This window comes from Vibrio sp. QJM3NY_35 (assembly GCF_057785915.1).
This window is the reverse complement of sequence record NZ_CM173508.1, coordinates 271,752-283,945: the sequence shown is the minus strand read 5'-3', so window position 1 is coordinate 283,945 and position 12,194 is coordinate 271,752. Positions and strand designations below refer to the sequence as shown.

The following is a 12,194-nucleotide window of genomic DNA, read 5'->3' as shown; positions in this document are numbered from 1 at the left end:
GCCTATAGGGGATTAATAGGGGCGAGGGTTGGGAGTTATCACTCCTGATCCCAAAGCAAGTAATAAAAGTAGCACGACAACGGCTGACCACATGACACGACGCCCCAAGAAGTGACTGAGTCTTTTTCCATTGTGTTTACCTGAGGCGATTTGGATTAGACCTTTCATCAAATTGAAAGCGATAAAAAACAGCAAAGCGACCAATACGACTTTAAATAACAGAACAAAGGTAGATGACGCCATAGTGATAACTCCAAACCGATTGATTGATGATGAACACAAGTTCCGCAGTAAAGGTTTTTGGATAGCGGTTGTTTTAACTGTGGTTTCAGTCGGCGCTTTAATCAAGTTGGGTTTGTGGCAGTTAGATCGAGGTAACGAGAAATTACGTTATGAACAGCAATTAGTTGAGAGAGCACAGCTCTCGTCACAACCTTTAGGTGTCGTTATTTCTGAGTTGCGAGAGCTGGATTTATCTGGTCAAGAGTCATTAAATCCTCAAACCCTAAACGGGTTAAAGGCTGATGTTGAATTAGTCAATACGAGCGGCTTGATGCTCTTGTTAGACAACCAGATAAACCAAGGAACGGTAGGGTATGTAATTTACATGTTGGGTGAGGTTCGCTTTGAAGATGGAAACCAGTTCTTAGAGGCTGAAAAACAGTTGTTGATCGATCTTGGGTTTGTTCCGGCAAGTAATGACAGAAGAGAACTACCGCAATTAGGAAGTATCACTGTACCAACCAAAATGTCAGGGCACTTGTATACACGCTCGGTGAATCCTTTAAGTCATGAGTTGGGTTTAGAAAATACGACACCGAATAGAATCCAAAACCTAAACATAGCAGCGCTATCACAGTATACAGGACAAGAAGTGCTGCCCTTTGTCTTTCAACCTCAGAGTTTAGATTCATGGCCCTATGAAATGTTATGGCGTCCAACGGCGATGAAATCTGAGAAGCATTTTGGTTACTCATTTCAATGGTTTGTTATGGCTGCGGTACTTTTGTTTTTGATGTTGTTGATTGGCTATCGGTACCTAAAAGCAACACCTATCACGAGGAATAAGGATGGATAAATCTCAAGCACAAGTGAACAGGGAAATTACCGAGGCAAACATGGCTGAGCTCAGAAGCCGTCGTACTAAAGGGCGCTTGGTATTAATTGGACTTGTTTTAATTTTCGCTTTGCCAGCCATTATCGCCAAAGCTGTGCTGGACCAGAATTGGTACACATCAGGTGTCACTAACTCGGGCGAATTGGTCGAACCAAGAACTACACTAGCGGATTTCGGCGTAACGGTACCCATGGCTGGAGAGGGTTGGGTTGTGGGGTATATCGCGCCGATAGAGTGCGAAAGCTTGTGTGAACAACAACTCCATTATTTGAATCAAAGTTATTTAGCGTTAGGGAAAAACAAAGAGCGAGTGACGGCCGTTGTTTTTGTATCTGAGGGTAACTCGTTATCGGGTTCGCTTGATAAGCCGGATTTGTCTTTGTTAGCTGGTGGAGATCAGTTAAGTACCGAGTTTGCGCCGGCTTCCATTGTCATTATTGACCCGCTAGGACAGCTGGTTATGGAGTACAAAAGCGTTTCGGAACCGTCGCAGTTAGTCGGGCAATCCAAAGGTATGATTCATGATTTAAGAAAGCTACTTAAGCTGTCACGAGTTGGGTAGTTGATGGCGAAAATGCTTGAGCTTAAGCAGCGAAAGGGAATAAGTATAGGGAGATAAGTGATGCAGAATAAAGCCCCTGATTTACTGATGCTTGTGATGAGATTAACTATCTTGTTAACCCTTACCGTGATTGTTCTCGGAGCTTATACACGCCTGTCTGATGCTGGCCTTGGCTGTCCTGACTGGCCGGGTTGTTACGGTAAGATCACCGTTCCGTCTGATGCCCAAGCGGTGAATCAAGCCAATCTGCAATTTCCCGAGCGAGCTCTCGAAGCAGACAAAGCGTGGATAGAGATGATACATCGCTACTTTGCAGGAACATTAGGCCTGCTTATCTTTGTTGTAGTCGCTTGGTGTATTAAAAAGAATATTACTTCGATTGGGCTTCCTTTGCTTATTTCAGCCACTGTGATCTTTCAGGCTTTGCTTGGAATGTGGACGGTGACTCTCAAGTTGATGCCCGTTGTGGTTATGGCGCATTTGATGGGGGGCTTCACGTTGCTGTCACTGTTGTGTCTGCTCTATTGTCGTTTGTCTCAATTCCAAAGCCGTTTTGGCGAGGCCTCTTATTCTCCAACACTTAAATTTTGGGCGCTGTTTGGGTTACTTATTGTGGTTGGGCAGATACTGCTTGGTGGTTGGACATCGTCAAACTATGCCGCTTTGGTGTGTACCCAATTGCCTATTTGTGAAGGTAACTGGATGAGCTACCTTGATTTCAAAAATGCGTTCGATTTTGCTCAACACGGCCATGATAACTATGAGTTTGGTGTGTTGGAATATCCCGCGCGATTAACTATACATGTCATGCACCGGTTCGGGGCTATCGCTGCCACACTTACGGTGTTGATGATTGTTTATCAGCTTTGGAAGCTTGAAAAAGGACCGCAAAGAAAGCTGGCTGTCACTTTGGCGATAGTGTTGTTTGCACAGGTCAGTTTAGGGATCAGCAATGTATGGTTTCACCTACCGATCTCGGTAGCCGTTTTGCACAATTTGGTGGCCGCTCTGTTACTTGTCACCATGGTTGTTACAAACTTTGTGGTTTGGCAACGTCAACCGAGTGAGTACTTGATGAAGAACGATGTATTACAAGGAGGTAATCATGGTCACTAGAACATCAACACAACATGGAGTGGTGGTTCAAGGCGCAGCTTTAAGTCAAGATCTCGCTGCCAGTCAAGAGATAGCAACCAACGGAGAAAGTACTCCAAAAAATGAGCTGGCCTCGAAAAACAAAGCTACTTGGAAGGTCTATTTAACGCTGACCAAACCCAAGGTAGTGGCTTTGATGCTGCTGACGGCCTTAGTGGGTATGTGTTTAGCGGTGCCTAACGGATTACCTTTACAGCAAACTCTTTTTGGAATGATCGGAATAGGGTTGATGGCAGGCTCAGCGGCTGCGTTTAATCATTTGATCGATAAAAAGATCGATGGGCAAATGACTCGCACAAACCGACGCCCTTTGCCGTCAGGAGAACTCAGCAGCGTACGGGTGTTCAGCTTTGCTGCAGGCATTGGTTTACTTGGCTTTGTCACATTAGTGGCGTGGGTTAATCAACTGACCGCTTGGTTAACCTTTGCGAGCTTATTAGGCTATGCGGTGATTTATACCATGTACTTGAAGCGAGCAACGCCGCAAAACATCGTAATAGCAGGGATTGCAGGCGCGATGCCGCCGTTATTGGGTTGGACGGCGGTCACCAATGAACTGCACTCAAACGCTTGGTTGTTGGTGATGATCATCTTTATTTGGACACCTCCGCACTTTTGGGCGTTGGCGATTCATCGTCGTGACGAATACGCTAAGGTGAACATCCCGATGTTGCCTGTGACGCATGGGATCGCCTACACCAAAACATCAATTCTGCTCTATACCTTGTTGCTTAGCATCGTATGTATATTGCCGGTGTTGGTTGGCATGAGTAGCTGGATATATCTGAGTGCTTCTTTGGTGTTAAACGGCGGGTTTGTTTATCACGCTTGGATACTTAAATATCGTGATGAGCCTAATATGGCGATGAAGACTTTTAAATTCTCCATTTATCATCTCATGATCTTGTTTGTCGCTTTGCTGGCTGACCACTATCTACTTTGATAACTGATGTTTCCATTTTAATAACTGGTGTTTCTACTTTTACTGAATAAGAAAACGGATGCTCTGGGCATCCGTTTTTTGTTTTGCTGATTACTAGCACGTACCTACTAGAAAGTAAGTGGCTGGCTAGTAATTAGTCAACTTTGTTCCAAGCATCTTGCCAGTGTGAACCAACACCTGGTTCGTATTGAGTTGCTGTTGGAGTCCATTGAACGCAGTAACCAGAGTATGGGAACTCTTTACACTGATAAACGCCACCATCGCTGCTCAGTACCTTAGTACCTGCTGTGTAAGACTCGATGCTCTCAGGAAAAACGAAGTCGTAATCGCCTTCGGGTGGCGGTGTTTGCTCGTCCATTAGGTGGAAATCAAGCGTGTTCTGATCCACTAAGTTACCTTGCTCATCTTTAGTCACAACCACAAGCATGTGGTGGCCAGCCTCCGATTTAGACAGAGTGAGTTGAACATCTTCAACTTGTCCGTCTGCCAGTTCTGATTTTTGAGAAGCAAGTGCTTCGCGGTGATGGTTGTACACCGTCAGTTCTGCTTGAACATCGCCGGTTGCTTCTAAAGTTAGATTAAGCTGTGTTGGCTGATTTTCGTCAATAATGTATTCAGACTCTAAGCCAGTCACTTCTAGCTCATGGTCTGGTTCTGGAGTATCAATCTTGTAGCCGATCTCTACGCTGTTAAAGCCTGAACCTGATTTTAAGTAAATAGGGTTCGAACCGTATACAGGAGCGAAATCGCCTTGGCCGTTTAATTGACCTGCTTTGATTTGCGTCTGCTCTTGGTTGATCTTTGATGCCAATGCATAAGACCAGTTGTTTGCTTTGCCTTGCTCGTTGCTTTCAATCACTAGCTCAGTGCTGTATGAAGCGTTCTCACCAGACTGATCGAAGACACGAGTGTAAACCGCATCACCAACGTTCAGATCTTGAGTTGGGTTGATCTGACCGCCTTGATCCCAATCCGGGATGATAGGGCCGTCACCATCAAATTTCACATCGATAACGTTGTAGAAAGCTGCAGCAGTGTCACCCACATCCCATACAGCAAGGATCACTTGATAACCTTCGCGCTCTGGAACATTACACAAGTGGCTTACTTGCATCGGTGGCTGTTCCATATTGCCTTCAACAACACAGAATGGCGTTAAATCAAAAGAACTGCGTGCCAAAGGCTGGTTTGGGTTCCAGTCAGGTTGCGTAATGTAGTATTTCCAATCGCGGGTCTTGTGGTTAGCTGTGAATGTCCACTCGAAGTATTGAGAACCAGACTTGATAGGGCGTTTAACCCAGCGGTCTGCGGTTTGTTCGTCTAGTGCTGCTGCTAAAGAAGATTGCGCACTGGCAATTTTTCCATCAGCAGGGCCGACTTCCGGGAAGCCTTCAGGGCCTTCTACACTTTGTGGTTCGTATTGGATACCACCACAGTTGGTGTTTTTCTCTTGCGTATCACTCGCAGGGAACTTACATAGGGCAACACGGCTCTCAGCTATGCCATTGTTGTATGCCGAGACATAACCGTGACCGAAGCTTGCACCGCTTACGCTAAGAAGCGATAGCGCGATGAGTGATTTTTTTGGGAGTTGTTTCATTATTTGTCCTTACTGTATTTGGCCGACAAAAAAGAGAACACTCCGGCATGCATTGACACTTAAATCCTATTAAGTGGCGGCCCCGCTATCATAGACAGAATATTTGTCGACAGACCGGTGGCTTTGCGTCCTATTCTTTCAAATAGTTTGCCAGAAGTGCGTTTGAGCAACCGAAATGTAGCCAACCAGTTTTATAAATGCGAATCAATAGATTGAAATGTGGAATGCTAATCTCGAACTTTTAATTCTTAATACAAATTAACTTGCTATATGTTTCGTTAGTTAACGTATAAATTATTGATATAAATAAAGAAAGTATTTAATCTTAATTGCTTTTGTGAATGCTTTTGTGAATGCTTTTGTGAATGCTTTTGGGTTTTTGTGTTCTGCTCTGTACAACAATTGCACTCATATCAAAACCAAACCTTTGGTTTCCATTAACCGAACCCTGACATGTCGTGTATGAAAAAACGGACAATTGATTGGTATGAATTATATAAAGGAGTCGGTATGGAATTCACAGAACAAGACAGAGATGCGTTGTATCAAACGTGGATGTCACAAAAATCGCGAATGCGAATTACGCAGATGGAGTTTTCAAAAAAGCTAGGAATGAACCAGCTTGATTTCTCTAGAGTGTTAAGAGGGGAGACGCCATTGACCATGTCTTTCATCAGTCACTTTTGCCGTTTACTTCATTTGGAACCAAGGAATGTATTCCCTTCGCTAAAAGAGGGTAATGAATCGGGCCCTAAAGTGGTCTACCTGAAAAGTAGAATGAGTGTTGATGGTGAGATCCAAAATGCTTATATTGAAGGAAATCAAGTGATTGTAGAGTACGCTCACACTGTTCAACATGATTAATTTTAGAGTTAGCTCTAATTTTTAACCCCTTTTTTCTACAACCTTCTCACATAGGGTATGGCATACTTAGTTAGGTTCCTTAATTTTAGCTAAGTGCGTTATGAACTCTTTAAAAGTCCTTTTGCTTGTTGCAACCAGCATTTTCTTGTTTGGTTGTGCAGGCGGCCCAATTAGAACAGCTACTAAATTTACCAGCTACGAAGATTTTCAGGCTGGGCCTGTCGGAGGCGTCGACTTGGTTTGGGCAAGGGGTGGGCTGCGTGACACACAGCGTTTGAAATCCAAGTTAGATGATTACGACTCTGTAGTGATCGACCAAATTTTTGTTTTAGCAGAAGAAGGTTCGTTGGATCAGGAAGAGATTCAGGAACTTACTGAGCACATGGTTTCGCGCTTGGAAGAGAAAATATCGCCTCATAAAACGATTGTCGATGAACCGACAGGAAAAACGCTCCGCTTGAGTATCGCTCTGAGTAACGTTGAAACGCCTAATCCGATCTTAGCTGTAACGAGCAGCGTTCTGCCATTTGGCCTTGCGATGTCAACTATTTCTAAGGTGACAACTGGCCAACACACCAATGTTGGGAGTGCGAGTGTAGAGTTATTGGTCAGTGATGCTCAAGAGGGCACACCACTGTTTGCAGCCATCGACCGTGAAGCGGGTAACAAAGATTTTTCAACCATGATTGATTCGCTGGATGATGCCAAAGACGCGATCAACTATTGGGTTGAACGTTTAGGTGATACTCTACACAACATAGATGACGCATAGAAAGAGCGAATAATGCTAGAGAAAGAGAACTTGATTAAGTTGGCTCGAATGCAGATGCCATTTGGAAAGTACGCGGGTCGTACACTGATTGACCTGCCTGAAGAATATTTGCTGTGGTTCGCAAGAAAGGAACAGTTTCCTTCGGGAGAGATTGGTGATTTAATGAGGTTATGTTTAGCCCTCAAGGTTGAGGGCTTAGATTCTATAGTGAAGCCTCTTAAGAATGAGAACTATCCCAAAACCAAAAATCTATAATTATGCTCGCGTCAGTACCACTAAGCAGCTAAAGGGCGTTGGTCTAGAAACACAGCAACAGAGGAGTGTTCTTGAACGTTTATCGCAAGAGCATAACCTTCCTATTCACGACGAGGACTTCGTCGACGAGGGGTTAAGCGCCTACCATGGCAATCACAAAGACGGTGAGTTTGGGGCTATTATATCTCGCGTTGAGAGTGGTGAAATAGCTCATGGGAGTATTCTAGTTGTTTTCTCTCTCGACCGTATTTCCAGAGAAGCTACAAATGTCGCAATGGCTCAGCTACTGGACTTCATCAATAAAGGCGTAAGAGTGTATACGCACATCGATGACAAAATGTACGATTCGAGCAGCAAACTTCTTTTCATAGATCTTATGTATTCCTTTTTGACAATGGAGCGTGCTAACGAAGAATCGAGAAGCAAGTCGGTGCGTATAATCAGTGGTAAAAAAATTGCATTGGAACGCTGGTATGCAACCGGAGAACCGCAAGGTGCATTAGGGCGATGTCCATTTTGGATAGATCAACCTACTAACTCGTTTAACATCAATGCTGATGGAGTAAAAAAGGCCATTGAAATGAAGATTAATGGTTACGGCGACCGAAGAATTAAAAAATTTCTTGATGCTAACTATCAGTACAAACCTATCAGAACAGGCAAAATACACGACAAAAAAAATTCGTGGGGTATTGGTTCTATATACCAGTTGTATCACAAACATTTACGTGCCCTGATTGGACATAAAGTCTGTACGGTAGATGGAAAAGAACATGTCCTTGAGAATTATTATCCGCCGTTGATTGATGAGAATACATATCGACAATTAAAATTACTCAGCAGGGTAAAGGAAGGTCGCAATGCAGCTACTGGGCGCATATCTCTGCTCAAGGGCATTTCTAAATGCGGTATTTGTGGCGCGGCAATGAGTACTGCTGAAAGAAGTGAAAAGCTTAAGCGTTACTATTGTAACCAGTCTGGCAAAGGTGAACATGGGGGCCAGATCTTCAATGCTGATGTTTTGGAGATACTAACATTGTATATTTGTCGTGATGCATATCTCGTTGAATCAAACAATGTAGATGACACTGATTTGGAACAGCAGAGGCTGAAACTGGAGATTGAGCTGTCTGAGCAAAGAGCTAGCCTAGAGTCGCTACGCGAACGCTACAAAAAGAAACCTAATAACACATATTTTGACCTCATTGAGGACTGCGAGGATAAAATTACGGCTTTTGAAGAGGATCTAGATGCGCTGAATACTGATAGTGTTGAGTTTACTGAGGATGAACTATCAGGTTTGTCAGAAATCTTTTGTGATGAACTTATTGCTAATCATCGTAACCCTAAACGGCTTGAAATAAAAAAATTATTACGTCGATTTATTTCCTCAATTGTATTTAACCGAAACAAATTACCGTGTGATCACAACAAAACTGGCATGGCAGAGTGCATTGATATCACATGGAATTTCAAAAATGGTCAAAAACGACGTTTAGCTATGCTGCCATTTGAATACACTAAAACCCATGGTGGTAGCAAAGAGCTTTACCTCCCGTTTGTATACACATATGGCTGTAACACTCCAATGGATGTTAATCTTGATAAAGGGCTTATTTATGCAGCAATAGAGAGGTTACATGCTAATAATTTGACTAGCTACCTATATCCATCGAGAGGACGCTATCAATGGGAGGGGCTGAATTTAGTTCAGGGTGTGCCTTTTTGGGCACCTCTTGATTCTGCGTGGTTTCCTTCGGGAAACACCTCTTTTTTTACCGACAAAATTAGCAGTAGCGATATATCCCTATTGTTAAACTACTGGCCTACTGGTGAGGGCAATTCCGATCTTCCAGAAAGCCTATTTAATGACCTATCTACAATATTCGGGTTTTCTGAAGGCCCTGATTTTTTTGAGGTTCTGAGATGTCATTATCTTGATCAGGAGCTTAGTGTCGCTATTGAGGATGGCCTGTTTTTATCTTGATAAGAATGGGTGATGATTTGTCCTCCTTTTCAGCACGCCGTTGAACTAACCCTATCAAAACCTGTGTCAGCGAAAGCTGGCACTTAGATCAGATCTTAGGTGTGGTCGATAGTAGCCACACCTATAGATATATTAGAAATATTAGAGACGTTTTTTCGATTATGCTCGGATGCCCCGTTGTTATTGGGCGGAGCAGGGTTTTTCTTAGGTGTTTTTTGTCCCTTGTTTTCGGGAATTTGTCCCTTGTTTTCGGGAATTTGTCCCTTGTTTTCGGGAGGTATATAAAGCTGGTTTAGTATTAAATTGGTTTGATCACATTTTTAAAATAATTAGTAAAAGCTCTTGATGGGCGTGAAAATAGTTATTACCATTTTCACAAGAGCGCAGAATTGTGCACGAATTAAAAGTTTTATAATGAAGAATGAAATCAATTGCAGGGAGCTTAAGCCTTTAGTTAAATTAGGGCTTATTGAAAGCGTTATAGTTTTCAATTCGAATGTTCATCACAGAAGAGTAAGTATTAAAATTAATTTAACTTTTGATAATGATTCATATTTTCTAGTTGGTATAAATGACAGCAAAGAAATAGCATTTAGTAACACTAGAGCTTTAGTTAAATACCTTAAAGACTTAGGTATATCAAAAATAGAACTAGGTGATGGTGATGAATAATATTGAGTTCCAGTTTGAGCTTATTAGTGGGTCTGACCACATATATAACTTTAAAAACAACTATGGTTCAATAGTTGTGAAAATGCCTAAGTTTCTAACAGAGTCATTTAAAAAATTCTTTCCTGAAGCTACGTACTCACAAAAAGCAGGGGCGTGGCTACTTGCAGATAGCTATCAATCTCGATTAATTCAGTGGGCTACAGCTATCAATGATTCAGCTAATGAGCGTCATATTGAGTTGGCTGGCGAGCTGAGTAGTAATGAGCTTAGTTCTATAGCCTCTTCGGTTACTAGAAGTACAGAATTTAAGCTTAGAAAATCCCTGACGTCTCCCGAATATTTGGAACAAGAGCCACCTAAAATGGATTTTGTGTTTGGTGGTTTGCAGGCTGGTACTGTTGCATCTTTGGTTGGCGGAGGTGGTACTGGCAAAGGGTTTTTCTGCATGAGTCTGCTGTTAGATTTAGTTACTGGAATTGATTGTTTGGGTCTAGATATTGAACGTAAATCAGAGCGTTGTGCATTTATAACCTACGAAGACAACGAGACAGCTTTATTTAACCGACAAGATCCATTGATGAAGAGTATTGAAAGCCATCCAAGCGTAGCTAGTTACAAGAAATTTTGGAGTCAGTGGGTGCATATAGAGTCCATGGTAGGCGAAACTCACCATCTGATTGATTCAGAGGGGGTTAAGAACGCGAAGCTGATTGAGCAGATGATAGATCAGCTTATGGGATTTCGATTAGTGATATTGGATACCTGCTCTTTGATTCACGATGGTGATCTAATGAGTGACTCCGATATGAAAAATTTCATTTCGGCATTGGGAGATATAGCTAGAGGGACTGGTGCTGCCGTTATTTTCACTCACCATGTTAATAAAACCTCATTAACTAATGGTAGTCATGCATCAACAACTGCGTCTAAAGGGTCGGCTGTTTTATCTGATAATGTTAGATATCAAATAAATGTGAGTAAAATGACAGATGCTGAAGCGGAGCGCTTCGGTATTAATAATGAGTTCATGGATGACTATGTACGCTACAGTGTACCGAAGGAAAATTATACTAAATCAAAACCTAATCATTGGCTTAAGCGCCATGAGGGAGGGATTTTAAAAGTTGTAGATATAGAAAACGAATAAATAGCGATGAAGTCTAATAATGAATCACCTAAAAACAAATTGAAGACAGAAAAATTTACGAGTTATCCAGTGAGTAAAAATTGCCCTATATTTCATCAGCTATCTGCTATATTTAAGCCTGCTATTAGGCGGGAGGCTATTTCTACGAGTGATACGGCTGCTATTGAAACTTTAAAGACAGTTGTTGAGTTTGGTCTTGGTACTTTTTCTGTTGAGTCGGATGAGCACATAAATAATATTGATCTAGATGTGTTTCTCGCAATATCGGCTATTGCACGAGACGATAACCGCAGATTAACAGCCCAGTCCGATGATTTACTATCTCCTTTTTCTAGTATTCCATCAAAAAAAGGGGCTAAAAAGAACCTAATAAATCCAAAGGATGAAAACTCACATGTAGAGGACTCCACCCCTGCGACTATTGAGATTTGCGCCAGAGAATTAGCTAATGAAACACTAGCAAGTGGAGGGAATCAGTTACAGATGCTCAATCAGGCCATAAGGAGGCTAGCAAATGTTAGAGTTGAGTTTGATGGCAAGCGTTGGCAAGGCGTCTTTAACCTGCTGAGCTACTTTTATTGCAAAGATTCGCAGATCTATACGATTGCTATCAACCCAATTTTCTCATACACGATATGCAGCGACACAGCAACCTATAAGCTTGTTGATAGACGAGAACGCAACAGGCTAAGTCAGACAGCGAAATCTCTGCATCACTATCTATGTGGAGTTATGTTCCAAGATGAAACCCGCTCAAATCTGTGTATAGATGACATCATAACTAAGGTGATCATAAGCGATAGAACAAAGAAAATTCTTGAGGATACTCAGCTCAAAAAAACGAGCAAAAAACGTCATTCAGAGTGTGAATCAGATGAAGAGCGAGAGGAGCTTATCAATGTACAGTCACTGGTGCGTAACGCAGAAAAGGAATTTCGGACAGCCAGAAGTAAGGTCGTCTCAGCCCTAGTTTCAGAAATCAACTATTTAGATGGTTGGTCAGCAACAGTTTCGGGCAGGGGGGCAAAACTTAAGGCCACTATAACCCGACCACCCTCAAGAAAAGCAGTAGAGAAAAGGAGCTAACAGGCTCTTTTTTTATTATTAAAACTTAATAAGG

The 12,194-nt window shown here is 42.4% G+C and carries 13 protein-coding genes and 1 riboswitch; of the genes, 11 read left to right on the top strand and 2 right to left on the bottom strand.

From position 1 onward, the window contains the following. Positions 1-12: 12 nt before the first annotated feature. The gene (locus AC3CH3_RS16680; RefSeq protein ID WP_017064837.1) at positions 13-243 is read right to left on the bottom strand and encodes a DUF2909 family protein; all 231 of its coding nucleotides are present in this window, start codon (positions 241-243) and stop codon (positions 13-15) included. On the opposite strand from AC3CH3_RS16680, the gene AC3CH3_RS16675 reads away from it, so the two are divergent. The 4 genes from AC3CH3_RS16675 to cyoE are packed head-to-tail and all read left to right on the top strand — an operon-like array spanning position 131 to position 3,777. Further along, a complete protein-coding gene (locus AC3CH3_RS16675) occupies positions 131-1,078 on the top strand; it encodes an SURF1 family protein (protein WP_488538741.1) in 948 nt (315 codons plus the stop codon). The two genes, AC3CH3_RS16680 and AC3CH3_RS16675, sit on opposite strands and share 113 nt — an antisense overlap. Beyond that, on the top strand, positions 1,071-1,679 hold the full coding sequence (locus tag AC3CH3_RS16670; RefSeq protein ID WP_488538740.1) for a hypothetical protein: 609 nt from the start codon (positions 1,071-1,073) through the stop codon (positions 1,677-1,679). The genes AC3CH3_RS16675 and AC3CH3_RS16670 overlap by 8 nt, the downstream gene beginning before the upstream one ends. Positions 1,680-1,739: 60 nt before the next feature. Continuing rightward, positions 1,740-2,795: a COX15/CtaA family protein gene (locus AC3CH3_RS16665; protein ID WP_019820262.1), complete on the top strand. Its 1,056-nt coding sequence runs from the start codon at positions 1,740-1,742 to the stop codon at positions 2,793-2,795. Next, positions 2,785-3,777, top strand: a complete 993-nt coding sequence (gene cyoE / locus AC3CH3_RS16660; protein ID WP_488538739.1) for a heme o synthase — start codon at positions 2,785-2,787, stop codon at positions 3,775-3,777. The genes AC3CH3_RS16665 and cyoE overlap by 11 nt, the downstream gene beginning before the upstream one ends. 133 nt (positions 3,778-3,910) lie before the next feature. On the opposite strand, the gene gbpA is transcribed toward cyoE, so the two are convergent. Further along, positions 3,911-5,377: an N-acetylglucosamine-binding protein GbpA gene (gene gbpA / locus AC3CH3_RS16655; RefSeq protein WP_488538738.1), complete on the bottom strand. Its 1,467-nt coding sequence runs from the start codon at positions 5,375-5,377 to the stop codon at positions 3,911-3,913. Positions 5,378-5,449: 72 nt separating this feature from the next. Then, positions 5,450-5,539, bottom strand: a riboswitch (cyclic di-GMP riboswitch). Between the two features lie 348 nt (positions 5,540-5,887). On the opposite strand from gbpA, the gene AC3CH3_RS16650 reads away from it, so the two are divergent. The 7 genes from AC3CH3_RS16650 (at position 5,888) to AC3CH3_RS16620 (ending at position 12,160) form a co-directional block, all read left to right on the top strand. Next, a complete protein-coding gene (locus AC3CH3_RS16650) occupies positions 5,888-6,241 on the top strand; it encodes a hypothetical protein (RefSeq protein ID WP_017630160.1) in 354 nt (117 codons plus the stop codon). Between the two features lie 100 nt (positions 6,242-6,341). Continuing rightward, positions 6,342-7,013 carry a DUF3313 domain-containing protein gene (locus tag AC3CH3_RS16645; protein ID WP_488538737.1) on the top strand — a complete coding sequence of 224 codons (672 nt, stop codon included), beginning with the start codon at positions 6,342-6,344 and terminating at the stop codon, positions 7,011-7,013. A gap of 12 nt (positions 7,014-7,025) precedes the next feature. Further along, a complete protein-coding gene (locus tag AC3CH3_RS16640) occupies positions 7,026-7,268 on the top strand; it encodes a DUF3820 family protein (protein ID WP_488538736.1) in 243 nt (80 codons plus the stop codon). Further along, positions 7,237-9,255, top strand: coding sequence for a recombinase family protein (locus AC3CH3_RS16635; RefSeq protein ID WP_488538735.1), 2,019 nt, complete (start codon positions 7,237-7,239; stop codon positions 9,253-9,255). The genes AC3CH3_RS16640 and AC3CH3_RS16635 overlap by 32 nt, the downstream gene beginning before the upstream one ends. A gap of 414 nt (positions 9,256-9,669) precedes the next feature. Continuing rightward, on the top strand, positions 9,670-9,927 hold the full coding sequence (locus AC3CH3_RS16630) for a hypothetical protein (RefSeq protein ID WP_488538734.1): 258 nt from the start codon (positions 9,670-9,672) through the stop codon (positions 9,925-9,927). Further along, entirely contained in the window at positions 9,920-11,074 is a 1,155-nt protein-coding gene (locus AC3CH3_RS16625; RefSeq protein ID WP_488538733.1) for an AAA family ATPase, read from the top strand. Before AC3CH3_RS16630 ends, AC3CH3_RS16625 begins: the two co-directional genes overlap by 8 nt. Positions 11,075-11,080: 6 nt before the next feature. Beyond that, positions 11,081-12,160: a hypothetical protein gene (locus AC3CH3_RS16620; RefSeq protein WP_488538732.1), complete on the top strand. Its 1,080-nt coding sequence runs from the start codon at positions 11,081-11,083 to the stop codon at positions 12,158-12,160. Positions 12,161-12,194 lie beyond the last annotated feature (34 nt).